We start from the raw sequence: 24885 nt of genomic DNA, 5'->3' as shown, positions 1-24885 counted from the left end.
AACGATGTGAGTTGCAAAGTGCCCGTTCACATCGCGCGCCATTTATGTGGTTGTTATGTTGCTCGCATGCATCGCGCGACGTCAGTCAATGCCTTGATTGATTGAACGTCGCGCGCTTTTGCGAACTCCTCGCTGATCGATCGAAGCGTCTGCAATGACGCTTCACTTGCACATCACTGGCAGGCTTCGCAGGTCGGATCGTCGACGCCGCAGAACGCGATGTCGGTGGCGGGAATGGCGCTCATCTGTGCCTTCGCTGCTGCAGCGGCGGCTTCGAGTGCGCTCATGCCCGAGGGTGCGTCATTGCTTGCGCCACCAGAGGACACCGCGTTGAGACGGCCCGATTGCACGGTCGACTTCTCTGCGTGCGTCGCGCTCTGCGTGCGCAGGTAGTAGGTGGTCTTCAGGCCGCGCAGCCAGGCGAGCTTGTAGGTGTCGTCGAGCTTCTTGCCCGATGCGCCGGCCATGTAGATGTTCAGCGACTGCGCCTGGTCGATCCACTTCTGGCGACGCGCGGCGGCTTCCACCAGCCACGTGGTTTCGACTTCGAACGCGGTGGCGTAGAGCGCCTTCACGTCCTGCGGCACGCGGTCGATGGGACGCAGCGAACCGTCGAAGTGCTTCAGGTCCATGACCATCACGTCGTCCCACAGGCCCAGGCGCTTCAGGTCGCGCACCAGGTAGTGGTTGATCACGGTGAACTCGCCCGACAGGTTCGACTTGACCGACAGGTTGCCGAAGCAGGGTTCGATCGAGGCGTCCACGCCGATGATGTTCGAGATGGTCGCGGTCGGGGCGATGGCCACGCAGTTCGAGTTGCGCATGCCGTCGGCCTTGATCTTGGCGCGCAGCGTGTCCCAGTCGAGGGTGGCCGAGCGGTCCACTTCGACGTAGCCGCCGCGGGCCTTCTCGAGCAGGTCGAGCGAGTCGATCGGCAGGATGCCCTTGTCCCACAGCGAGCCCTTGTAGCTCGAGTACTTGCCGCGTTCCTTGGCCAGCTCGGTCGATGCCCAGTAGGCGTGGTAGCAGATGGCTTCCATCGACTCGTCGGCGAATTGCACGGCTTCCTGCGAGGCGTACGGAATGCGCAGTTCGTACAGCGAATCCTGGAAGCCCATCAGGCCCAGGCCGACCGGACGGTGACGCAGGTTGGAGTCGCGCGCCTTCTTCACGGCGTAGTAGTTGATGTCGATCACGTTGTCGAGCATGCGCATCGCCGTCGAGATGGTGCGCTTGAGCTTTTCCTGGTCGACCTTGCCGTCCTTCAGGTGCTGCAGCAGGTTCACGGAACCCAGGTTGCAGACGGCGGTTTCGGTGTCGCTGGTGTTCAGCGTGATCTCGGTGCACAGGTTCGACGAGTGAACCACGCCGGCGTGCTGCTGCGGCGAGCGCACGTTGCAGGCGTCCTTGAACGTGATCCAGGGGTGGCCGGTCTCGAACAGCATCGTGAGCATCTTGCGCCACAGGTCCGACGCCTGGATGGTGCGGGCGGGCTTGATGTCGCCGCGCGCCGCCTTTTCTTCGTAGGCGACGTAGGCTTTCTCGAATTCGGCGCCGAACAGGTCGTGCAGGTCAGGCACGTTGGAGGGCGAGAACAGCGTCCAGGTGCCCTTTTCCATCACGCGGCGCATGAACAGGTCGGGGATCCAGTTGGCGGTGTTCATGTCGTGCGTGCGGCGGCGGTCGTCGCCGGTGTTCTTGCGCAGCTCCAGGAACTCCTCGATGTCGAGGTGCCAGGTTTCCAGGTACGTGCAGACCGCGCCCTTGCGCTTGCCGCCCTGGTTCACGGCCACGGCCGTGTCGTTCACCACCTTCAGGAACGGCACCACGCCCTGCGATTCGCCGTTGGTGCCCTTGATGTGGCTGCCCAGCGCGCGCACGCGGGTCCAGTCGTTGCCCAGGCCGCCGGCGAACTTCGACAGCAGCGCGTTTTCCTTGATCGACTCGTAGATGCCGTCCAGGTCGTCGGGCACGGTGGTCAGGTAGCAGCTGGACAGCTGCGAGCGCAGCGTGCCGGCGTTGAACAGGGTGGGCGTGCTCGACATGAAGTCGAACGACGACAGCACTTCGTAGAACTCGATGGCGCGGGCTTCGCGGTCGATTTCGTTCAGCGACAGGCCCATGGCTACGCGCATGAAGAAGGCTTGTGGCAGCTCGATGCGGGTCTTGCGCACGTGCAGGAAGTAGCGGTCGTACAGCGTCTGCAGGCCGAGGTAGTCGAACTGGTTGTCGCGCTCGGCCTTCAGGGCGGCGCCCAGGCGGGGCAGGTCGTACTGCAGCAGCTTCTCGTCGAGCAGCTCGTTCTCGACGCCCTTCTTGATGAACTGCGGGAAGTAGTCGGCGTAGGCGGTGGCGCGTTCGGCCGGCATCACTTCGCGGCCGATGATTTCCTTGAAGATCGTGTGCAGCAGCAGGCGCGCGGTGGCGAAGGTGTAGTCGGGGTCCTTCTCGATCAGCGTGCGGGCAGCGAGGATGGACGCCTTGTAGACCTCGTCCAGCGGCACGCCGTCGTACAGGTTGCGCATCGTCTCGGCGACGATGGGGGCTGCGGTGATGCTGTCGCCCAGGCCCTGGCAGGCCGATTCGATCAGGCCCTTGAGTTCGTTCAGGTCGAGCGCCACGCGCTCGCCGTTGTCGAGCACGTGCAGCGCCGGTGCGGCGGGCACGTCCTGCTCGCCCTGGCGGGAGCGCTCCTGCGTGCGGCGTTCGCGGTACAGCACGTAGGCGCGCGCGATTTCATGGTGGCCGCCGCGCATCAGGCCGAGCTCGACCTGGTCCTGCACGTCTTCGATGTGGAAGGTGCCGCCGCCCGGACGCGAACGCACCATGGCGCGGATCACGCCCTGGGTCAGCACGTCGACGGTCTCGCGCACGCTGGCCGAGGCCGCGCCCTGGGTGCCATGCACCGCCAGGAAGGCCTTCATCATGGCGATGGCGATCTTGTTCGGCTCGAAGGGAACGACGGCGCCGTTGCGGCGAATGATCTGGTAGTGGGCGAGGTTCTGACCGGTGGGCGAGCCCGCAGTGTCTTGTTGCTGCTGCGGCGTCGCGGGGACGGCGCGGGGGGTCGACGGGGTGTTCAGTGCAGTTTGCATTCGCTTCCTCTCGGTTGGGCAATTCTTGTTGGATGGCAAGGCCTCGGCGGGCCTTGCGTCGGCGTTGGTGCCGAACGGGAGGACACTATATCTAGGGTGTGGGAGGGCTACAACCCACTAGATGTAGCGTTTTCCTATGGATACAACCCCTACGGAATTGCTTTGGGTCCAGCGCATCGCCAGCGATGCCGCGTGAATACTGGCCCATGGTGGCGCAACCCGCACAGGGCGTGGCTTGCAAGGCGATTTGGGCCTGCAGGCCGCATGGTTGCTGCATCGCGCGGTGGCGCCGATCAAATTGCTGCGCCGCGAGAGCGCCGCATCACACCTCGCCGCCCGATTGAAAAAATTAGCGCGCCACCACCTGCTCGGGAAACATCTGTGGACTCCAGCCCAGCTGTTCGCGCAGCAGGCGCCAGTCGAAACCGGCACCGGGGTCCTGCTTGCGGCCGGGCGCGATGTGTTCGTGGCCCGCCACATGAGCGATGGCGTAGTGCTGCGCGAGTGCGGCGCAGAGGCTGGCCAGCGTTTCGTACTGTGCCTCTTCGAAGCGCTCGCCCTCGAGGCCTTCGAGCTCGATGCCGACCGAGTCGTCGTTGCAGTTGGTGCGTCCGCGCCATGCCGAAACGCCGGCATGCCAGGCGCGGTCGTCGCAGCTCACGAACTGCCAGAGTTCGCCGTTGCGCCGCACATAGAAATGCGAGGACACCTCGAGCCCGCGGATCGACTGGAAGTAGGGATGCGCGTCCCAGTCGAGCTGGTTGGTGAAGAGCTGTTGCACGGCGTCGCCGCCGTATTCGCCAGGCGGCAGGCTGATCGAGTGCAGCACGATCAGGTCGGTCTGCGCGCCGGCAGGGCGCGGGCCGAAGTTGGGCGAGGGCAGGGCCTTGGCGAAGCGGTACCAGCCGGCGCGCCAGAGTCCGTCGTCGCCGGCGGGTGCCGTGGCGGGGCTGTCAGTCGTCGGCATGCGAGGTGGCGCCGTCGTCGCCGTTGGGCGTGGAGATGCCCAGGCGCGCGATGCGGTAGCGGATCTGACGCAGGCTCATGCCGAGCCGCGCGGCGGCGGCCGTGCGGTTGAAGCCGCTTTCGTGCAGCGCGCGCACGAGGATTTCGCGCTCCTGCTGATCGAGCCAGGCTTGCAGGTCGGAGGGCAACGGCGGCGGCACGGGCTTGGGTTCGGCGGCTGGCGCGGGGGCGGGAGCCACCGCAACGGCGGGCGGCGCCTCGGCGGATTCGCTGCGGGGCGCGACCGGCGCTGCCGGCATGGGCTTCATCGCGCCCATCAGGTCGATGTGCAACTCGTCGCCGTCGTTCAGCGCCACGGCGCGGTGCAGCAGGTTCTCGAGTTCGCGCACGTTGCCGTCGAGCGGGTGCTGGGCCAGGCGCTGCAGTAGCGCGTCGGACAGACGCGGCACGGGCAGGCCGCCGTCCTGCGCGATGCGCGCGAGCAGCGCGGTGCACAGCGCGGGCAGGTCTTCGCGGCGCTCGCGCAACGCGGGCACCGCGATCTCGATCACGTTGAGGCGGTAGAACAGGTCCTGCCGGAAGCGGCCGGCCAGCACCTCGGCGTGCAGGTCTTTATGGGTGGCGCTGACGATGCGCACGTCGACCGCGTCTTCCTGCGTCGAGCCGATGGCGCGCACGCTGCGCTCCTGGATGGCGCGCAGCAGCTTCGACTGCATGGCCAGCGGCAGGTCGCCGATCTCGTCGAGGAACAGCGTGCCGTCGCGCGCGGCCTGGAAGTAGCCGTCGCGGTCCTGCGACGAGCCGGTGTACGAGCCCTTCTTGGCGCCGAAGAATTCGGCCTCGAGCAGGTTCTCGGGGATCGCGCCGCAGTTCACCGCGACGAAGGGGCCTTCGCTGCGCTGGCTGCAGCCGTGCACGGCACGCGCGACCAGCTCCTTGCCGGTGCCCGACTCGCCGCGCACCAGCACCGGCGCCATGCCGCGCGCCACCTTGGCGATGCGCGACTTGACGAGGCGCATCGGGTCGGATTCGCCGACCAGCCGGTCGAGCGCGGTGGCGCCGCTGCGCGTCACGGCCAATGCATCGGGGCGCTCGCCCTGGCCGGCGGCCCGCGGCGCCGGCTTCTGCGGTACGACCACCGCGGCGCGGTTGGCCTGCACCGCCGACGCCACCACGGCGCGGAACTGCTTCAGGTCGACCGGCTTCGTGAGGTAGTCGAAGGCGCCGGCCTTCAGCGCCTCGACCGCGTTCTCGGCCGAGCCGTAGGCGGTCATGACCACGCAGCGCTCGCTGCGCTGGTCCTTCTGAATGCGGTGGATGATCTCCATGCCTTCGCCGTCGGGCAGCCGCATGTCGGTGATCACGGCGTCGAAACGGCCGGCTTCGAGGTGCTGCCACGCTTCGGACACGCTGCCCGCCGCTTCCACCCGGTAGCCTTCACGCAGCAGCGTGAGTTCGTAGAGCGTGCGCAGGTCGGGTTCGTCGTCGATGACGAGGATCTGCGCGGGACGCGGGGCGGCGGCGGAAGACGGGAGGGAGCTCACGGCCGCTATTGTGTCAGCCGGTTTTCGCTCGGCGCGAAGCTGACGAAGAATTCATTGCCCTCGGGGCCGCCCGGCACCAGCGCGCGCCGTTCGTAGCCGATGGTGGCGCCGTGGCGCCGGCACAGCTCACGGCACAGGAACAGGCCCAGGCCGCTGGAGCGGCTCTCGGACGAGAAGAAGGGCTCGAACAGGTGGCGCTGCACCGCCGGCTCCAGCGGTGCGCCGTCGCTCCACACCAGCAGCACGGGCCGCTGCACGCCGGCGCGCTGTAGCGTGGTGATGACCTGGATCGCACCGTCGCGCTGGCTCGCGTAGCGCGCGGCGTTGTCCAGCAGGTTCACCAGCAGGCGGCGCAGGTGCTCGGCTTCGAAGCGCACTTCGCTGCCCTGCGCGTCGAGCGCCACGCGCACGCCCTTGCGCTGGGTCTGGCGCACCCATTCCTCGGCCAGGATCTGCGCGGCGGGGTCGAGCACCAGCTGTTCGCCCAGCGAGAGCACGCGCTGCTGGCGCGCGCGCGAGACGTCGAGCACGTCGTCCACGATGCGCGCCAGGCGCCGGGCGTTGTGCTGCACCATGTCGGTCAGCTTGCGATGCGCCGGGTCGGTCAGGTCTTCGTTGAGCAGCGCGCTGGCCTGCGCGATGGCGGCCAGCGGGTTGCGGATTTCATGCGCCACCGCGGCCGACATGCGGCCCATCGCGGCGAGCTTCTCGGTGCGGATGCGGGCTTCGAGTTCGCGCAGGTCCTGCAGGAACATCACGCACAGGCTGTCGGCGCGGCGGTCGTCGGTGGGCGTGAGACGGGTGCGCACGCGCACCTCGCGCGCGGCGCCGCGCGCCTGCGCCACCGGGATTTCTTCTGTCTGCGGCGCGCGCCGCGCGAAGGTCTGCCGCGCGAGCGCGGCCAGCGCATGCCAGGCCGGTTGCGTGTGCAGCGGGAACGGCAGTGGCAATTGCGCCAGGCCCTGGCCGAGGATCGCATCGGCCGCCGGATTGGCCGCGTGCACGAGGCCGTCGGCGTCGATCACCAGCACGCCTTCGCTGAGGGTTTCGATCACCAGGTCGTTGACCTGTGCCTGCATCTGCGCGTGGCTGCGGCTGCGTTGCGCCACCGCTTCCTCGCGCGCCAGCCGGCGCGCCAGTTCGTGCGCGAGCAGCGCGACCACGAACAGGCCGGTGCCGGTGAGGGCGGCCTGCACGAAGCGCGCCGAGGCGTCGGTGGGCGACTGCAGCCAGTGCCAGCCGGCGTCGGCCAGCAGCAGCAGCGTCACGGTGGCCGTGGTGCCCAGGCCCACGATCAGTGTGCCGAGCACCGCGCTCATCAGCACCGGCAGCGCGAACAGCGGCGTGTAGTTGACGCTGCCGCCCTGCAGCACCTGCAAGGCGCTGAAGATGCCCAGGTCGACCCCGATGGTCAGCAGCCACAGGGTCGAGAAACCGCGGATCGGCGGTTCGAAGTGCGCGTAGCGCATCTCCAGCCAGGCCAGCACGAGGTAGCCGCCCGACAGCACGATCGCCACCGGCTGCACGGTCTGCCCGATGGCGAAGGCCACGCCCTGCAGCAGCACCAGCACCACCGCCACGAAACAGCGCGCCGCCATGAAGCCGCGCCACAGCCGCAGCAGCGCCGTGCTGTCGCCGGCGCCCAGGTCGAGCACGTCCCAGTCGGTGGCCGGTTCCCCGCGCGACCGGGGCAAGGCGCTCATGGCGTGGCGCCGGCCTGGCGGTGTGCGGGGCTGCAGTACACCGCGCCGTCCGGCCCGGCGATCGCGTCGGCCGCGGGCAGGTGCAGCCCGCAGTGGGCGCAGCGCACCATGGCCTGCGGCGGACCGACGGCCGGTGTGCGTTGCTGCGCCTTCCTGGCGCGCTCCTGCTGCGCGTCGTGCATCTCTTCGCGCCGGTTCTTGCGCCAGAGCCAGATCGCGAGCCACACCACCGCGAGGACGAGCAGGTACTTCATACCGGGGGCCGCGTCAGAACGACTTCGAGCACGAAGCGCGATCCCACATAGGCCAGCAGCAGCAATGCCGAGCCCGCGTAGAGCACGCGCCGCGCGGTGCGTCCGCGCCAGCCGAAGCGCGCGCGGCCGGTGAGCAGGACCGCGAAGCTGAGCCAGGCGAGCACCGAGAAGATGGTCTTGTGGTCCCACTTCCAGGCCCGGCCGGCGGCGCCGTAGAGCTGTTCGCTGAAGAACAGTCCGGCCAGCAGCGTGGCCGACAGCAGCACGAAGCCAGCGGTGACGAAGCGGAAGGTGAGCCGTTCCAGCGTGAGCAGCGGGACGCCGGCCTGCGCCTCGGCGCTGGCGAGGCGGATCTGCTTTTCGGCCCGCGTGATCAGCCAGGCGTGCACCACGGCGGCGCCGAAGAGGCCGTACGACGCGATGCCCAGCGCCAGGTGCAGCGGAAGCCAGGGCGAGGCGCTGACATGCAGCGGCGTGCCCGGGAACAGCAGTGCCAGCAGCACCGCGGCCGCGCCCAGCCAGGCCAGCGCGCGGCGCACCTTCAATTGCGGGTACAGGCGGCTTTCGACCGCGTAGACCGTGAGCACCAGCCACGCCGTGACCGACAGCGCCGGCGCGAAACCGAAGCGAGGGTCGCCGCCGACCAGCCCGTGGCCCAGCACCGCGGCATGCAGCAGCCATGCGATGCCGAGTGCCCACTGGGTGGCTTGGCGGCTGAGCCGCGTGCCGGCGGCAGCGGCAAAACCGTAGGCCGCCGCGGTGGCGATGCCCAGCGCCACGCCGAGTGGGGAGGGGATCGCTAAAATCATGAACGCAGTTTATCTCCCCCAGGCTTGCGCACTTCGTGTCGCAGCGCCAACCCCCTCGCCGGGGGCGACACCAGAGGCCCGGCAAAGCCGGCTCCTCGGTGTCTCGTGAAGGGGCCGTAGGCCGCCCGATTCCGTTCACTACTTCCCAAGAGCCCGCCGCAGCGGGCAACAAGGCATCCCGCTCATGGCCACCGCTCTCACCGAAAAGTTCTCCCGCCTCGTCAAGACGATGAGCGGCCAGGCGCGCATCACCGAAAGCAACGTGCAGGACATGCTGCGCGAGGTGCGCATGGCGCTGCTGGAGGCCGACGTGGCACTGCCCGTGGTGCGCGACTTCGTCGCCCGCGTGAAAGAGAAGGCGCTCGGCCAGGAAGTGCTGGGCTCGCTCAAGCCGGGCCAGGCGCTGGTCGGCATCGTCAACCGCGAACTCGCCGCCACCATGGGCGAAGGCGTGTCGGACATCAACCTCGCGGCCCAGCCGCCGGCGGTGATCCTCATGGCGGGCCTGCAGGGCGCCGGCAAGACCACCACCACTGCCAAGCTGGCCAAGCACCTGATCGAGAAGCGCAAGAAGAAGGTGCTCACCGTGTCGGGCGACGTGTACCGCCCGGCCGCCATCGAGCAGCTCAAGACGGTCACCAAGCAGGCCGGCGCCGAATGGTTCCCGAGCACGCCAGACCAGAAACCGCTGGACATCGCGCGCGCCGCGCTCGACCACGCCAAGCGCCACTATTTCGACGTGCTGCTGGTCGACACGGCCGGCCGCCTGGCCATCGACGAAGTGCTGATGGCCGAAATCAAGCAGCTGCATGCCGCGCTCGACCCGGTCGAAACCCTGTTCGTGGTCGACGCCATGCAGGGCCAGGACGCGGTCAACACCGCCAAGGCCTTCAAGGAAGCGCTGCCGCTGACCGGCATCATCCTGACCAAGACCGACGGCGATTCGCGCGGCGGTGCGGCACTGTCGGTGCGCCAGGTCACCGGCGTGCCGATCAAGTTCGCCGGCGTGAGCGAGAAGATCGACGGCCTCGAGGTGTTCGACGCCGAGCGCCACGCGGGCCGCATCCTGGGCATGGGCGACATCGTCGCGCTGGTCGAGCAGGTCACGGCCGGCGTCGACGTGGCTGCGGCGCAGAAGCTCGCGGCCAAGGTCAAGAGCGGCGCGGGCTTCGACTTGAACGACTTCCTCGGCCAGCTGCAGCAGATGAAGCAGATGGGCGGCCTTTCGAGCCTGATGGACAAGCTGCCGCAGCAGATGGCCGCCAAGGCCAGCGAGGCCGACATGACCCGCGCCGAGCGCGACATCCGCCGCAAGGAGGGGATCATCCAGAGCATGACGCCGCTGGAGCGCCGCAAGCCCGAACTGCTCAAGGCCACGCGCAAGCGCCGCATCGCCGCCGGCGCCGGCGTGCAGGTTCAGGAAGTGAACCGCCTGCTCAACGAGTTCGAGCAGATGCAGGGGATGATGAAGAAGATGAAGGGCGGCGGCCTCATGAAGATGATGAAGAAGATGGGCGGCATGAAGGGCATGGGTGGCATGCCCGGCATGGGTGGGGGCGGCGGCAAGCTGCCGTTCTGATCCAGCGCCTCCCGCTGCACACATATATATAAGAAGGCCCGCCGGTGCGAACCGGCGGGCCTTCCGTCTTCAGGTCTGGACTTCGTAGACCGTCTCGTGCGCTTCGACCGGCGCGGGCAGCTCCCAGCGGTGCAGCATGCGCTCGATGCCCGCATTCGACAGCGTGGTGTCGCGCGCGCGGTTGCGGCGCATCAGCTCCGCATGCGGCACCTCCAGGTACACCAGTTCGATCTGCGCGTGGTACGCCCACAGCAGGTCGAGCGTCTTGGTGCGCATCTGGTCGCTCAGGTGCGTTGCATTCCACACGAAGCGCTCGTGCCCGCGCAGCAGCGCCTTGGCACGATCGACCGCATGGTGCGCGGCGAGGCCGTCGTTCTCTCCGTGCTTCAACCCGAGTTCTGCGCGCGCATCGTCGAAAGAGACCACCGGCCAGCCTTTGCGATGCTGTGACACCCAGTGGTTCTTGCCGCTCGCCGGCAGCCCGCACATCACCGTCACCCGCGACCCCGGGTTCTGGAACAGCGGGTAGTCGGGGCTGGTATCGGCGCCACGGAAATAGGCCAGCCGCGTGTGGGCGTCGACCATCGGCCGCGGGCTGTTCCAGCAGCCTTCCTCCTGCGCGAGCTGCTCGAAGAGCGCGATGTCGGCAAGGCTGTCGTTGCGCTTTTCATAGCTGCGCCCGCGCATGTCGCTGCGCGCCACGCAGCACAGGTCGGGCAGGCTCAGCTCCCACGACAGCTTGTGGACCAGCCATTCGGGCCGCTGGCCCTTGCGCGAGGCGAAGGCATGGAATGGCAGCTGGTGCACCGCGATGATCCGGCACACGGCCTCGCGCAATGCGAAGGGCACGCGGGCCTTCCACATCAGCACGCGCACATCGACCGCGCCGCGCCGCGAATGGCCGGGCTGGCCGATGCGTCCGCTGGCTTCGTCGATGACGGTCGTGTCGGGCTTGGCGATGTCGTGCAGCAGGCAGGCCATGAAGAGCACGAAGCGGCCGTCGGCGTCGGCGCGCTGGTAGTGCGCGTCGTCCAGCAGGGCGTCGAGCACCATGCGCGTGTGGATGCCGACATTGCCTTCTGCGTGGTAGTACGGGTCCTGCGGGGTCTCCTCCAGGCGCCGCATCGCCGGCAGCAGTTCGCAGCATCGATGCCAGTCATGGCCTCGTCCGGGGACGGGCACCAGCGATTTCAGGTCGTCGAAGGTCATCGCGGCCTCCTGGTCGTGAGGGTGATTTCGGCCGGGTCGCGCAGGGTGCGCAGCCCGAGGTCGTGCCAGCCTGTCGAGGGCTGTGGCGCGTAGATGTCGACGCCGGGCGCGAGGCGGTTGGGCAGCACCGGCCGGCGGCTGTGGTGCGAGCCCGAATCGAGGATGGTCTGGACGAAGTCCGGCCGCACCCACTTGTAGCGTCCCGTCACCTGGTCGCCCGATTCGGTCTTGAGGTACAGGCCCTCAGCCAGGTCGGAGAGATCGGTCTGCTGCCGCACGAGGTCGAGCGGCTGGCCTTCCTGCGCCACGGCCTGTTCGAAGGCGGCCCGCCAGTCCGCGCTGCGCGCGAGCGAGGGCCGCACCAGCGCCTGCAGGGCCTTCGCCCGACGCGGCATCTCGCCCTCGTAGAGCACCGGCACCGACAGCACCGGGCTGCCTGCGAGCAGCGCATGCCGCGCTGGCGTCGAGAGGAAGCACTGCGCCTGCCGGTCGTAGAGATCGAACTCCAGGAAGTAGGCCGGCAGCCAGTCGTACCAGCAGCTGTGCTTGGCGAAGCACCACTCGCCGTACATCACATAGCGGTCTTCGAGGCGTTCGAGCAGCGATGCCTCGTGCGCCGCGGCCCAGTGCTTGAACAGGTTGAACTGGCGCTCGCTCGCGCCGCCGGCCAGGTAGTGGCCGCGCGACTGCAGCAGCAGCTCGCCCGCGGACGTGAACGACACGGCGGCGTTGGCGCCATCGAGCTTTTCCTCGATGACCACATGCTGGTCGTGCAGGTCGGACAACGGTGTCTGACCGTCGTCGGTGTCGCCCGGCTGCAGGCGCGAGCCTTCGAGATGCGCAGTACGCGGGTACTTGAGTAGCGGGATCGACGAAAGAGAAGAGAGAGGGAACACGTTGGTCTCCAGATGCAAATCAGGAAGAACCGACAACGTGCGGGAGCGAAGCTGGAAGAGAGATCGACTCGGCGGCCCGTGTGGGGCCGTGCCTGGTCAGTGTGGGAACGCAGCTTGGCGCCCGACATGACCAGCGAGTGGTGTTGTCGGCGTCAGAGGGTGATGACGGCGAATCGGGGCACTTGGCGCTCCAGGGGATCGATGAGATCCGTGGGTTGAAAAAAGGAAGGCGCGATTCTAGCCACGCGCCATGAAAAAAGCCGACCCTGAGGTCGGCTTCTTGTGGGCACTGTGTCTTCAGCGAATCAAGCGGCAGCCAGTGCCGGACGCGCCAGGCGCAGCGCATGCATCCAGGCGCGGCGCAGCACGGCGGGCGAGCGCGATTCCTCGGGGATCAGCAGGAAGCCGCGGTCGCGCAGCGTGGTGCCCAGCGCGATCTGGCTGGTCAGCACGGTCAGCGGGATCGCCAGCAGCAGCGGCAGGCCCACGGGCATCAGCCAGACCAGCGCGCTCGGGTCGATCATGGCGACGCCGACGGCCAGCATGGCGATCACCAGCGTCATGGGGGCCAGCTGCGAGGCAGCGACCTTCCACGGCACGGCGGCGGCTTCACGCGGGGGCGACTTCCAGTCGAGCTTGATGCCGGTGAGGGCGACCAGCACGAACAGCGAGTGGGCCAGCATGCGCACCGGGGCCTGCACGATGGCCAGGCCGGCTTCGAGCACGGAGCTCTTCACCAGGCCCCACAGGCCGCCGTACTGGCGTTGCTCGCCGCGCATCAGCACGGCGGCGATGCCCAGCACGCGCGGCAGGAACAGCAGGCACAGGGTCCAGACCCACAGGCCGGCCAGTTCGGCGGGCAGCACGTTCCAGCTCGACACGAGGCTGGAGCCGCTGAGCCACAGGGCGGTGCCCAGCGTCAGGAAGGCGAGCCACAGCGGGGCCGAGACATAGGCCATGGTGCCGGTCACGAACATCGCGCGGTGCACCGGGTGGATGCCGGGTTCGGCCATCAGGCGGGCGTTCTGCAGGTTGCCCTGGCACCAGCGGCGGTCGCGCTGGAGTTCGGCCAGCAGGTCCGGCGGTTGCTGTTCATAGCTGCCGACCAGGTCGGACACCAGCCACACGTGGTAGCCGGCGCGGCGCATCAGCGCGGCTTCGACGAAGTCGTGCGACATGATGCCGCCCGACATGCCGCCGGTGCCCTTGATCGGGGCCAGCGCGCAGTGCTTCATGAAGGCTTCGACGCGGATGATCGCGTTGTGGCCCCAGTAGTGCGACTCGCCGAGCTGCCAGAACTGCATGCCCAGCGTGAACAGGCGACCCGTCACGCGCGAAGCGAACTGTTGTGCGCGGGCGTGCAGCGTGACGTGGCCGATGGCCTGCGTCGCGGTCTGGATGATGCCGGCGGTGGGGTTGGCTTCCATCAGCTTGACCATCGAGGACAGGCAGTCGCCGCTCATCACGGAGTCGGCGTCGAGCACGACCATGTAGCGGTAATCCTTGCCCCAGCGGCGGCAGAAGTCGGCGACGTTGCCGGCCTTGCGGTGCGTGCGGCGGGTGCGCAGGCGGTAGTACACCTCGACCTGCGGCTGGTTGGGGCTCTCGGCCAGCGCGACGCGCAGGTCTTCCCAGGCGGCGCGCTCGGCGGCGGCGGTCTCGGGGTTGTAGCTGTCGGACAGCACGAACACGTCGAACTGCTTGGCGTGGCCTGTGGAGGCAACCGATTCGCAGGTGGCGCGCAGGCCGGCGAACACCGTGGCAACGTCTTCGTTGCAGATCGGCATGATGATCGCGGTGCGTGCCTCGGGGTTCATCGGGTGGTGGGCCACCTGTTTCGCCGAGAGGGCGTGCTTGTCACCGCGCACGGAGACATAGAAGCCCATGAGCGCGGTCACGAAGCCGGTCACGACCCAGCCCGACAGCAGGCCGTACAGGCCGATCTGGCCGTATTCGAGCCAGACGTTGTCGTAGTCGGGTTGCACGCTGGCGAACAGCGACGACGCGATCACGGTGCTCAGCAGCGTGAGCAGCATGAAGGCGAGGCGGCGCTGGCCGGCGGCGCGTTCCCAGGCCTGGGGGGCCGGGGCGGCTTGTTCGGCCGTTGCTGCGTCGTCCGCGTTGCGGCCGGCGCCCAGGCGCACGAGCAGGGCGGTGCCGACGCTGTTCCAGAAACCGCGCCAGGGGCGCGGTGCCATGGAGCCGCGGTTGACCGGCGGTGCGGTGACGGCGTTGGGATGGCGTTCCTCGCGCAGCGCGCTGCGGCGCACGAAATCGGATTCGGCGAGGACGTTGAGGTGGGAGAAGTCGTTCGGCTTCATCGGCTCATTCACCAACGTTGCTTGTCCAGGGGGGTGTCGCCAATGGCCGGAAGACGCTTGAAGACGCAGTCCGTGGCGGCGCCGCCCACGCCGGAGAGCGCGGTCAGCGAATGGCCCGCGGCACGGGGCCGCGAGGGGGAAAACTGCTTTTGACGCAGGCCGTCGCGCTGCGGACGCAGTGCGAAAGATGGGCTGTGAAGTGCTGTCATGCCGGTACAGGGGCAAACCCTGTGCCAGCCTGGAAAAACGCTTTCAAATCAACGACTTGGCGCGATCGAAACCAGTTTTCCGTGGGGAAGGGGGCTGCAGGCCCCCCAAAACCCCCGTTTTTGTCGCCGAATCCCGACAAGCCCCATTGGCCCCAGGAAAACAGCCTTTCAAATCAATGACTTAGACCTGTCGCTACTCGGCGACAGGGTCGCTGCCGGGAGCGACAACGTCGGCCTTGAAGTTGCCGGGCGTAAGCTCGTGCTTCTGCAGCAGGCGATAGAACTCGGTGCGGTTGCGGTCGGCCAGGCGGGCGGCGTCGGCCACGTTGCCGTCGGTCAGCTTGAGCAGGCCGACGAGGTAGTCGCGCTCGAAACGCTGCTTGGCCTCGGCATAGGTGAGCACCTCCACGCTGGGCACGCGCAGCGCGCGCTGCACCAGCGCCAGCGGCACCAGCGGCGAGCTGGAAAGCGCGCAGACCTGCTCCACCACGTTGTAGAGCTGGCGCACGTTGCCCGGCCACGCGGCGGTGGTGAGCGCCTTCAGCGCCTCGGGCGCGAAGCCCGACAGCCGCTTGCCGTACTTGGCGGACAGCTTCTGAAGGAAGTGGTTGGCCAGCAGCGGGATGTCTTCGCGCCGCGCCGACAGCGGCGGCAGCGTGAGCGTCACCACGTTCAGGCGGTAGTAGAGGTCTTCGCGGAACTGGCCGGCTTCCATCGCGGCGTCGAGGTCGCGGTGGGTGGCCGAGACGATGCGCACGTCGACCTCGATCGACTGGCTCGCGCCCAGCGGGCGCACCGCGCGCTCCTGCAGCACGCGCAGCAGCTTGACCTGCAGCGCGGGCGGCATGTCCCCGATTTCGTCCAGCAGCAGCGTGCCGCCGTCGGCCTGCTGGAACAGGCCCTTGTGGTTGGCGTGGGCGTCGGTGAAGGCGCCCTTCATGTGGCCGAACAGCTCGGACTCGAGCAGCGCCTCGGGAATCGCGCCGCAGTTGACCGCCACGAAAGGCTTGTCGGCCCGCGCGCTGGCCTTGTGGATGGCGCGCGCGAGCATTTCCTTGCCGGCGCCCGAATCGCCGCGCAGCAGCACGGACGCGTCCGACTTGGCCACCATGCGCGCCTCGGCAAGCAGCTCGGCCATGCGGTTGCTGCGGCTCACGATGTCGGAGCGCCAGCTGTCGTCGCCGGTCTTGCTGGGCGCCGCCGTCGGGGCGCCGAGCGCCAGCGCCTGCGCGATCTTCTCGAGCAGCTCGCGTGCGTCGTAGGGCTTGGTGAGGTAGGTGAACACGCCGCGCGCCGTGGCCTCGACCGCGTCGGGAATGGTGCCGTGGGCGGTCAGCAGGATCACCGGCAGCGTCGGATGGCGCTTGCGGATCTCGTCGAACAGCTGCAACCCGTCGCGCCCGGGCAGGCGCACGTCGCTGAGCACCAGCTGCGGGTGTTCGATCTCGAGCTGGGTGAGCGCGGTCTCGGCCGAGGTGACGGCCGTGACCTGGTAGCCCGCCGACGTCAGCCGCATCGACAGCAGCCGCAGCATGTCCGGGTCGTCGTCGACCACGAGGAGGCGGGCGCCAGCTGTACTCATCGACATACCTCCGTGCTCCGCACTTCGGTGCGAGCTTGTTTGGGGCGGCCCGGCACGGCGCTCATGGATTCGTTCTGCTTCCGTTGGGTGTGACGGTGGCCGGCGTGTTGGGCCGGGCGAAGCTGCGCTCGATGGCGCGCAGTGCCTCGATGCGGTCGTTGAGCTGGTCGATGCGGCGCTGGCTGTCGCGCAGCTGTTGCACCTGCTTGTCACGGTCGTCCTCGACGCGGCGCTGCTCGACATAGCGTGCCGCCAACGCCCGCGCGAGCGGATGCAGCGGCTGCGCCTCGGGCGCCGGGTTGGCGATCACGCGCTGCAGCAGGCCCAGCGCGCGTGCCAGGTCGGCCGGCACGCGGGTCTGCGCGAGCAGGATCGCCAGCTGCATCTGTGCAGCGGGCGTCTCGCCCTGTTCGGTGACGCGTGCGATTTCCGCGCTCAGGTCGGCGCCGCCGAGCGGGCGGACCTTGTCGGCATAGGCCAGCAGGGCTGAGACCGGGCCCTGGGTGAGCTGCGTGAAAAGCGAGGCCGGCTGCACGGCCGGCGCGCGGGGCTCGGCCTCTACCGGCACCACGCGCGGTGCGGCCACGGGCGGGGGCAGCGCGTCGGCTTCGGCCGGCGGCTTGGGCTGGGAGGCGCAGGCCGCCAGCAGCAGGGCGCATGGCACGGCCATGGCCCCGGCGAAGGTGGATCTGCGGACGAACGAAAGGAACATGGGTCGGAAAAAGCGCGGGTCGGTGTTGGAGGGGGATGTCCGGGTCAGGCCGTACGCGGCAACTCGATGCGAAAGCGCGCGCCGGGGCCGTCCGGCAGCAGGGAGATGCGCCCCCCATGGGCTGCAATGTACTCCTGCACGATGGAAAGCCCGATGCCGGTGCCTTTCACCGTGTGCTCGGGCTGGCGCTCGCCGCGGAAGAAGGGTTCGAAGATGCGGTCGCGGTCGCCCTCGGCAATGCCGGGGCCTGCGTCGCACACGTCGATGAGCACCGCTTCGGGCGTGCCCGACACGGCCAGCGTGATGACGCCGCCCGCGGCCGAGAAGCGGATCGCGTTCGACAGCAGGTTGGCGATGGCGGTGCCCAGCTTGGTGCGGTCGACCGTGAGCGTGATCGGCTCGCCCTCGGCGCGCACGCGCAGGCCGTGCGCCTGCCACTGCAGGCGCTGGGACTCGATCTGTTCCTCGATCAGCGGCAGCAGCTCGGTGCGTTCGCGGCGCAGCTCGCGCGCTTCGAAGGCGGCGGCGTTGAAGCGCAGCAGCGCCTCGATCTGGCCCTGCAGCGACACGGTGTTCTGCTGCAGGATCTGCGCGACTTCGAGCTGCGCCGGATTCAGCGGGCCCGTCACGCCGTCCTCGAGCAGCGAGACGCCTTCACGCAGCGCGGCCAGCGGCGTCTTCAGCTCGTGCGACACATGGCGCAGGAAGCGCGCCTTGTCGGCGTCGAGTTCGGTCAGGCGCAGGCGCAGCCATTCGAGCTGCTGCGACACGCGCCGCACGTCGGCCGGGCCGCGGATGTCGATCGGTTCGTCGAGCCGGTTCTGGCCGAGGCCGACGATGGCGTTCTCCAGCCGCTTGAAAGGACGCGCGAGCCAGATGCCGAAGGCCAGCGCCAGCGACACGGCCAGCACGCTGGCGGCCACCACCTCGCGCATCAGCCGGCGGCGCGCGTTCTCGATGCGCCGGGCCAGCGCGTCGTTCTGCGTTTCGATCAGGAACTGCGCCTGCTGGGCGAGATTGGTGTTGAGCGCGTCGAGTTCGCGGAACTGCATCGCCATCGTGCTTTCGCGTGCCAGGGCGCTGTCGGCGCTGCCGCTCATCAGGCCCTCGATCACGCCGAGCTGGCTGCGCCACATGTCGATGCCGGCGGCCGGCAGGCCGTTGCGCTCCAGGCGCTCCAGCACCTGGTGCGCCTCGCGCGCCGCCTCGTCGAAGCGGCGGCGCAGCACGGCGTCGTTGAGCACCAGCGACTGGCGTCCCGCGCGCTCCATGGCCGCGCTGCGTTCGGCCAGCGACTGAGAGGCGCCCGACAGGCGCAACGCGCGCGCCGCGGCGTCGCGGCTTTGCGTGACCAGCGCGTCGTACTGCAGCACCGAGCGCAGCGCCACGCCGACCAGCAGCGCGGTGATCAGCAGGAAGGCGAACAGCAGGAGCTGCTGGAACGAGCCCCGGATGGATGGCCGCTTCGCCATCAGTGGTGCGCGAGCGCCATCGGCGATTCGTTCGTCACCACTTCGCCGCGCAGCGTGTAGGCCAGCGAGCGGGTGATGCGCAGGTCGGCCATCTGGCCGACGAGGCGGGCGTCGCCCTCGAAGTTGACGACGCGGTTGCAGGCGGTGCGGCCCATGAGCTCGTTCGCGTCCTTGCGCGACGCGCCCTCGACCAGCACGCGTTGGGTGCTGCCCACCAGCGCGTCGCCGAAGCGGCGCACGTTGCCGTCGATCACGCGCTGCAGCGTCTGCAGGCGCGCCAGCTTGACCTCGTGCGGCGTGTCGTCGGCCAGTGCCGCGGCGGGCGTGCCGGGACGCGGGCTGAAGATGAAGCTGAAGCTGTTGTCGAACTGGCAGTCGTCGATGAGCTTCATCATCTTGTCGAAGTCGGCATCGGTCTCGCCGGGGAAGCCGACGATGAAGTCGCTGCTCAGGGCCAGTTCGGGGCGGATGGCGCGCAGCTTGCGCACCGTGCTCTTGTATTCCATGGCGGTGTAGCCGCGCTTCATCGCCATCAGGATGCGGTCGCTGCCGTGCTGCACCGGCAGGTGCAAATGCGAAACGAGCTGCGGCACCTTCGCGTAGGCTTCGATGAGCCGGGGCGTGAACTCGTTCGGGTGGCTGGTGGTGTAGCGGATGCGCTCGATGCCGGGGATCTCGGCGACGTATTCGATGAGCAGCGCGAAGTCGGCGATCTCGGCGGTGTCGCCCATCTTGCCGCGGTAGGCGTTCACGTTCTGGCCCAAGAGCGTGATCTCGCGCACGCCCTGGTCGGCCAGGCCGGCGATTTCCACCAGCACGTCGTCCAGCGGGCGGTTCACTTCCTCGCCGCGGGTGTAGGGCACCACGCAGTAGCTGCAGTACTTGGAGCAGCCTTCCATGATCGACACGAAGGCGGTGGCGCCTTCCACGCGGGCGGGCGGCAGGTGGTCGAACTTCTCGATCTCGGGGAAGCTGATGTCCACCTGCGGGCGGTCCAGCCGTTCGCGGTCGTTCAGCATCTCGGGCAGGCGGTGCAGCGTCTGGGGGCCGAACACGATGTCGACGTACGGCGCGCGCGCGATGATGGCCTGGCCTTCCTGGCTGGCCACGCAGCCGCCCACGCCGATCTTCACGCCCTTGGCCTTCAGGTGCTTCACGCGGCCGAGGTCGGAGAACACCTTCTCCTGCGCCTTCTCGCGCACCGAGCAGGTGTTGAAGAGGATGAGGTCGGCCTCGTCCACGTTCTGCGTGGGCTCGTAGCCCTGTGCGGCGTTGAGCACGTCGGCCATCTTGTCCGAGTCGTACTCGTTCATCTGGCAGCCGAAGGTCTTGATGAATACTTTTTTCATGGGGGAGCTCTCTGTGCCCTTCGGGGAGACGAAGGGCTGCGGGCGCACGTGGCGCCCGCGGATTCTTTCTTGCCTGCGGCGGGGCCGCGTTACTGGGTGTTCAGCGTGTCGTTCGAGACGAACGGCCAGATGTTCAGGAACGGCCTGTTCAGCGATTCGCGGCTGGCCATGGCCTCGTCGGGCGTCAGGATCCAGACCTCGCGCAGCAGCCCGGCGGCGTCGCGCGTGTAGTTCACGAGGTACTTCTGGCCAATGATCGCGCCGGGCATCACCAGCATGTTCTGGGGGCTGCGGATGCGGGCGCCGGCGCCCAGGCGGTCGGCCTTGCCGTCGAGTTCGACGTCGGGCGCGCTGGTCACCATGAACTTGCCGCGCAGCGTCCCGATGGGGAAGTTGCGCCCGCCATTGAGCGATTCGTTCTGCGTCTGCGGACGGGGCACTTCGTCCTGGGCGCTGGCGGTGAGGGAAAAGAAGGCTGCGGCGCCGGCAACGGCTGCGCAGAAGGCAAGGGAAGTGAGCGTTTTCGTGGGTGTCTTGCAGCGGTTCATGGGGTATATCCAGAGGCTGTGGACCGGCGATTTTAGCGAGGGGGTGTTTTCCCTCATGCCGGGTGCAGCGGGTGGTGCGGGGGCTTTCCGATGACCTGCTTTACATTTCTTTACGGCGCCCGTGAACACTGCGCGTCGGCCACTGCTCCAATAGCTGCTGTCAGCCCAAAGTGCACAAGAACCCATGAAGAAAACTGCCGCCTTCGCCCTCGCTGGCGTGTTGATCGTAGCCGTCGTGGGCGGCTGGTGGCGCATGTCCGGCGATCGGGTCGCAACAAAAGACGAGGCCAAGGCCGCGAGCGCCGCGCCGGGCGCCCTGGTCACCCTGGCCACCGCCGAGAAGCAGGACGTGCCGGTCACGGTGCAGGTCAACGGCAGCGTGGTGTCGCTCAACAGCGTCGATCTGCGTCCGCAGGTCACCAACACCGTGAGCGCCGTGCATGTGAAGGAAGGCCAGTTCGTGAAGGAAGGGCAGCTGCTCTTCACGCTCGACGACCGCAACGACCAGGCCAACCTCGCCCGCGCCCGCGCCCAGCAGAAGAAGGACGAGGCCACGCTGGCCGACCTGGAGCGCCAGTACAAGCGCAGCCAGGAGCTGCTGGCGCAGAACTTCATTTCCAAGAGCGCCAGCGACGCCACGCTGTCGCAGCTCGATGCGCAGCGCGCCGCCGTGGCGGCCGACCGCGCGGCCGTGCAGTCGGCGCAGGTGGCGCTGGGCTATGCCACGCTGCGCGCGCCGATCACGGGGCGCATCGGGGCCGTCAACATCTACCCGGGCACGCTGGTGCAGCCCACGCTGTCGCTCGTCACCATCACCCAGCTTGATCCGATCGCCGTGAGCTTCCCGGTGCCCGAAGGCAACCTCCAGGACCTGCTGGCTGCGGCGCGCACGCGTGCGAAGGTCGAGGCGCTGGTCACGGGCCGTCGCGAGCCGCTCTTCGGCACGCTCGACTTCGTCGACAACACGGTCGATCCGCAGATCGGCACGGTGCGCGCCAAGGCCGTCTTCGCCAACGCCGACCAGAGCCTGTGGCCGGGCCAGTTCGTCAACACGCGCATCACGGTGCGCATGCTCAACGGCGTCACCGTGGTGCCGGCCGCGGCGCTCATGATGCTGTCCGATGGCGCCTCGCTGTATGTGGTCGACGCCGAACGCAACGCGGCGCGCCGCCAGGTCAAGGTGCTCCACACCTTCGGCACCAGGGTCGCGGTGAGCGGTGTGGCACCCGGCGAGCAGGTGGTGATCGAAGGCAGCCAGAACGTGCGACCGGGCGGCAAGGTGCGCATCGACGTCAAGGCGCCGGCCGGACCGGCTGGATCGGGCGGGGCGCCCGGCAACGGCACCACGGGCGTCACGCCCGGCAGCGCGGCCTCGTCGGACATCAAGCCCGCGCGGGAACGCGCATGACCCGCCGGGCCGCTCCCGGGGTGAATACCGCAGCACGCAGCGCGGAGGTGGCCCAATGAACATTTCAGAGCTCTGCATCCGCCGTCCGGCGATGACGGTGCTGCTGTCGGCCGCCGTCGTGGTCGTCGGCATCTTTGCGTACTTCAGCATCCCGGTGGCGGCGCTGCCCAGCTACAACACGCCGGTCATCAACGTCAATGCGCAGCTGCCGGGCGCCAGTCCCGACACCATGGCGAGCTCGGTCGCGCTGCCGCTCGAAAAGCAGTTCTCGACCATCCCCGGTCTGCAGACCATCAGCTCGGTGAACACGCAGGGCGTGAGCTCGCTCACGCTCGAATTCGTCAGCAGCCGCGACATCGATGCCGCCGCTGTCGACGTGCAGGCCGCGCTGCTGCGCGCCCAGCGCCAGCTGCCGCAGGAACTCACGCAGTTGCCCTCGTACCGCAAGGTCAACCCGGCGGACGCGCCGGTGCTCTTCATCGCGCTGATCTCGCCGTCGATGAACCCGTCGGAGCTCAACGACTACGCCGAGAACCTGATTTCGCCCACGCTCTCGACCATCGACGGCGTGGCGCAGGTGGGCGTGTACGGGCGCAAAGCCTTCGCGGTGCGCATCAAGGCCAACGCCGACCTGCTCAACGCGCGCAACATCACGCTCGACGAGCTGGCCCGTGCGGTCAACTCGGCCAACGCCAACACGCCGGTCGGCACGCTCGACGGCCCGCGCCAGACGCTCACCATCCAGGCCAACCGCCAGCTCATGAAGGCGGCCGACTTCGCCAAGCTCATCATCGCGCAGCGCAACGGCGCGCCGGTGCGGCTCGATGAGGTCGCCACGCTGGAGGACAGCTTCGAATCGGTCAAGACCGCCAGCAGCTTCAACGGGCAGGACTCGATCTCGCTGGCCGTGCAGCGCCAGCCCAACGCCAACACCGTGCAGGTGGTGGACGCGGTGCGCGCGCTCATTCCGCGCTTCAAGGCCGAGCTGCCGCAGTCGGTCGAGATCCACATGGTCAACGACCGCTCGCTCTCGATCCGAGAGGCGGTGCACGACGTGCAGCTCACGCTGCTGGGCACCATCGCGCTGGTGGTGCTGGTGATCTTCCTGTTCCTGCATCGGCTGGTGGCCACGCTGATTCCGGCGGCGACCATCCCGATCTCGCTGATCGGCGCGGTGGCGCTGCTGTACGCCTTCGGCTACAGCCTGGACAACGTCTCGCTGCTGGGCATCACGCTGGCCGTGGGCCTGGTGGTTGACGACGCCATCGTGGTGCTCGAAAACATCATGCGCTACGTCGAGAAGGGCATGGAGCCCATGGCCGCCGCGCTGCGCGGCGCGCGCGAGGTGGGCTTCACCATCGTGTCGATCTCGATCTCGCTGGTGGCCGTGTTCATCCCGATTTTCTTCATGCCGGGCGTGATCGGTCTGCTGTTCCACGAGTTCGCCGTGGTGGTGGCGCTGGCCGTGCTGGTGTCGGCGGTGGTGTCGCTCACGCTGGTGCCGATGCTGGCGAGCCGGCTGCTCAAGCATGTGCCGCGCAAGGAAGGCGCGCTGGATCATGAAGAGGAGCACCCCGAGCCCGGCACGGCGATCGGCCGTGCCTTCGAACGCGGTTACCGCGCGGTGCATGGCACCTACATGCGCACGCTCGACTGGACGCTCGCGCATCGCGGGCTGATGCTGGTCATGGCGGGGCTGACTTTCGTCGTCACGGCCTGGCTCTTCATCAGCATTCCCAAGGGCTTCTTCCCCGAGGAAGACATCGGCCAGATCCAGATCACGACCGAAGCGGCCGAAGACATTTCCTTCACCGCCATGAAGGCGCTGCAGGACCGCGTGGCCGCGGCGCTCAAGGACGATCCGAGCGTGGCCTACGTCAGTTCCTTCGTCGGCGTGGGCGGCCCGACCGCGACGCAGAACTCGGGCCGGCTGTTCGCGGTGCTCAAGCCGCGCAGCGAACGGCCGAAGATGTCGAAGGTGCTCGAATCGCTGCGCCAGCGCTTCCGCGAGATTCCGGGCATCGCCGTCTACATGCAGCCGGTGCAGAACCTGCGCCTGGGCGGGCGCCAGAGCAAGGCACGCTTCCAGTACACGCTGCAGAGCGTGAACGCCGGCGAGATGGTGCCGTGGTCCACGAAGCTCATGGAGCGCATGCGCGCCGATCCTGACTTCCGCGACGTCACCAGCGACTCGCAGAACCGCGGCCTGCAGGCCACGCTGGAGATCGATCGCGACAAGGCCGGCGTGCTCGGCGTGGCCGTGGGCGACCTGCGCACAGCGCTGTACAACGCCTACGGCGACCGCCAGATCGGCAGCATCTATGGCGCCAGCAACACCTACCAGGTGATCCTGTCGGCCGCCGACAGCGACCGCCAGTTCGAGGAAGACGTGGCGCGCCTGTCGGTGCGCAGCACCACCGGCAAGCTGGTGCCGCTGTCGGCCTTCTCGACCGTCAAGCGCACCGTGGGACCGACCTCGGTCAACCACCAGGGCCAGCTGCAGGCGGTGACGGTGTCGTTCAACCTCGGGCCCGAGGTGCCGCTGGGTAACGCGACCGCGAAGATCGACCGCTTCAAGGACGAGCTGAAGATGCCGCAGTCGATCATCACGACCTACGGCGGCGATGCGGCGGTGTTCCAGAGTTCGCAGTCGAGCCAGGCCGTGCTGCTGGTGCTGGCGGTGCTGGTCATCTACGTGCTGCTGGGCGTGCTGTACGAGAGCTACATCCACCCGATCACCATCCTCGCGGGCCTGCCCTCCGCGGCGGTGGGCGCCTTGATTTCGCTGAAGATCTTCGGCTTCGACCTCACGCTGATCGCCACCATCGGCATCCTGCTCCTGATCGGCATCGTGAAGAAGAACGCGATCATGATGATCGACTTCGCCCTCGACGCGCAGCGCACCGAGGGCATGAAGCCGGTCGACGCGATCCGCGAAGCCTGCCGGCTGCGCTTTCGCCCGATTCTTATGACCACGCTGGCGGCGCTGATGGGCGCGCTGCCTCTGGCGCTGGGCCTGGGCGCTGGCGCCGAGCTGCGCCAGCCGCTGGGCGTGGCGGTGGTGGGCGGGCTGATCTTCTCGCAGGTGATCACGCTGTACATCACGCCCGCGATCTACCTCGCGCTCGATCGCTACAGCGGCAGCGGGCCGATGGTGGAGCTGCCGGGCGAAGCGAAGGCCGAGGCTGCGGCAGGGGCCGGCGGCCACGCCGCCTCGCACGCCTGACGC

General features: G+C 68.4%; 17 protein-coding genes. 3 read left to right on the top strand and 14 right to left on the bottom strand.

What is annotated here, in order from left to right; translation table 11 throughout:
• Positions 1-173: 173 nt before the first annotated feature.
• The 6 genes from D3H34_RS15970 to D3H34_RS15945 all read right to left on the bottom strand — a co-directional run bounded on the left by D3H34_RS15970 (position 174) and on the right by D3H34_RS15945 (position 8371).
• Positions 174-3095 carry a ribonucleoside-diphosphate reductase subunit alpha gene (locus tag D3H34_RS15970; protein WP_119554616.1) on the bottom strand — a complete coding sequence of 974 codons (2922 nt, stop codon included), beginning with the start codon at positions 3093-3095 and terminating at the stop codon, positions 174-176.
• A 349-nt stretch (positions 3096-3444) separates the two neighbouring features.
• Entirely contained in the window at positions 3445-4062 is a 618-nt protein-coding gene (gene ampD, locus D3H34_RS15965) for a 1,6-anhydro-N-acetylmuramyl-L-alanine amidase AmpD (protein ID WP_119554614.1), read from the bottom strand.
• Positions 4049-5605: a sigma-54-dependent transcriptional regulator gene (locus D3H34_RS15960; protein ID WP_119554612.1), complete on the bottom strand. Its 1557-nt coding sequence runs from the start codon at positions 5603-5605 to the stop codon at positions 4049-4051. The genes ampD and D3H34_RS15960 overlap by 14 nt, the downstream gene beginning before the upstream one ends.
• Before the next feature lie 5 nt (positions 5606-5610).
• Positions 5611-7308, bottom strand: a complete 1698-nt coding sequence (locus tag D3H34_RS15955; protein ID WP_119554610.1) for a two-component system sensor histidine kinase NtrB — start codon at positions 7306-7308, stop codon at positions 5611-5613.
• Positions 7305-7562 carry a PP0621 family protein gene (locus D3H34_RS15950; protein WP_119554608.1) on the bottom strand — a complete coding sequence of 86 codons (258 nt, stop codon included), beginning with the start codon at positions 7560-7562 and terminating at the stop codon, positions 7305-7307. The genes D3H34_RS15955 and D3H34_RS15950 overlap by 4 nt, the downstream gene beginning before the upstream one ends.
• Complete coding sequence (locus tag D3H34_RS15945) at positions 7559-8371, bottom strand: cytochrome C assembly family protein (protein ID WP_119554606.1); 813 nt, start codon at positions 8369-8371, stop codon at positions 7559-7561. The genes D3H34_RS15950 and D3H34_RS15945 overlap by 4 nt, the downstream gene beginning before the upstream one ends.
• Positions 8372-8555: 184 nt before the next feature.
• On the opposite strand from D3H34_RS15945, the gene ffh reads away from it, so the two are divergent.
• Entirely contained in the window at positions 8556-9950 is a 1395-nt protein-coding gene (gene ffh, locus D3H34_RS15935) for a signal recognition particle protein (RefSeq protein ID WP_119554604.1), read from the top strand.
• Between the two features lie 69 nt (positions 9951-10019).
• Here ffh and D3H34_RS15930 read toward each other — a convergent pair whose 3' ends face one another.
• The 8 genes from D3H34_RS15930 to D3H34_RS15890 all read right to left on the bottom strand — a co-directional run bounded on the left by D3H34_RS15930 (position 10020) and on the right by D3H34_RS15890 (position 20248).
• The gene (locus D3H34_RS15930; protein ID WP_119554602.1) at positions 10020-11159 is read right to left on the bottom strand and encodes an AAA family ATPase; all 1140 of its coding nucleotides are present in this window, start codon (positions 11157-11159) and stop codon (positions 10020-10022) included.
• Entirely contained in the window at positions 11156-12055 is a 900-nt protein-coding gene (locus tag D3H34_RS15925; protein ID WP_119554667.1) for an RNA ligase family protein, read from the bottom strand. The genes D3H34_RS15930 and D3H34_RS15925 overlap by 4 nt, the downstream gene beginning before the upstream one ends.
• Positions 12056-12360: 305 nt before the next feature.
• Positions 12361-14376 (bottom strand): glucans biosynthesis glucosyltransferase MdoH, encoded by a 2016-nt coding sequence (gene mdoH / locus D3H34_RS15920; RefSeq protein ID WP_119554600.1) that lies wholly within the window; start codon positions 14374-14376, stop codon positions 12361-12363.
• 402 nt (positions 14377-14778) lie between these two features.
• Positions 14779-16167: a sigma 54-interacting transcriptional regulator gene (locus tag D3H34_RS15910; RefSeq protein WP_119554665.1), complete on the bottom strand. Its 1389-nt coding sequence runs from the start codon at positions 16165-16167 to the stop codon at positions 14779-14781.
• 61 nt (positions 16168-16228) lie between these two features.
• Positions 16229-16837 (bottom strand): hypothetical protein, encoded by a 609-nt coding sequence (locus D3H34_RS15905; RefSeq protein WP_286185786.1) that lies wholly within the window; start codon positions 16835-16837, stop codon positions 16229-16231.
• Positions 16838-16923: 86 nt separating this feature from the next.
• A complete protein-coding gene (locus D3H34_RS15900; protein ID WP_119554594.1) occupies positions 16924-18351 on the bottom strand; it encodes a sensor histidine kinase in 1428 nt (475 codons plus the stop codon).
• Positions 18351-19700: a tRNA (N6-isopentenyl adenosine(37)-C2)-methylthiotransferase MiaB gene (gene miaB, locus D3H34_RS15895; protein ID WP_119554592.1), complete on the bottom strand. Its 1350-nt coding sequence runs from the start codon at positions 19698-19700 to the stop codon at positions 18351-18353. The genes D3H34_RS15900 and miaB overlap by 1 nt, the downstream gene beginning before the upstream one ends.
• An 89-nt stretch (positions 19701-19789) precedes the next feature.
• Positions 19790-20248 (bottom strand): hypothetical protein, encoded by a 459-nt coding sequence (locus D3H34_RS15890; RefSeq protein ID WP_119554590.1) that lies wholly within the window; start codon positions 20246-20248, stop codon positions 19790-19792.
• Positions 20249-20501: 253 nt separating this feature from the next.
• Between D3H34_RS15890 and D3H34_RS15885 the strand changes: the two genes are divergently transcribed.
• Positions 20502-21656, top strand: coding sequence for an efflux RND transporter periplasmic adaptor subunit (locus D3H34_RS15885; protein ID WP_119554663.1), 1155 nt, complete (start codon positions 20502-20504; stop codon positions 21654-21656).
• Between the two features lie 55 nt (positions 21657-21711).
• Positions 21712-24882: an efflux RND transporter permease subunit gene (locus D3H34_RS15880; protein ID WP_119554588.1), complete on the top strand. Its 3171-nt coding sequence runs from the start codon at positions 21712-21714 to the stop codon at positions 24880-24882.
• The last annotated feature ends 3 nt before the right edge of the window (positions 24883-24885 follow it).

This window comes from Acidovorax cavernicola, assembly GCF_003581445.1.
The sequence above is the reverse complement of the archived record's forward strand: the minus strand, read 5'-3'. Positions and strand labels throughout refer to the sequence as shown.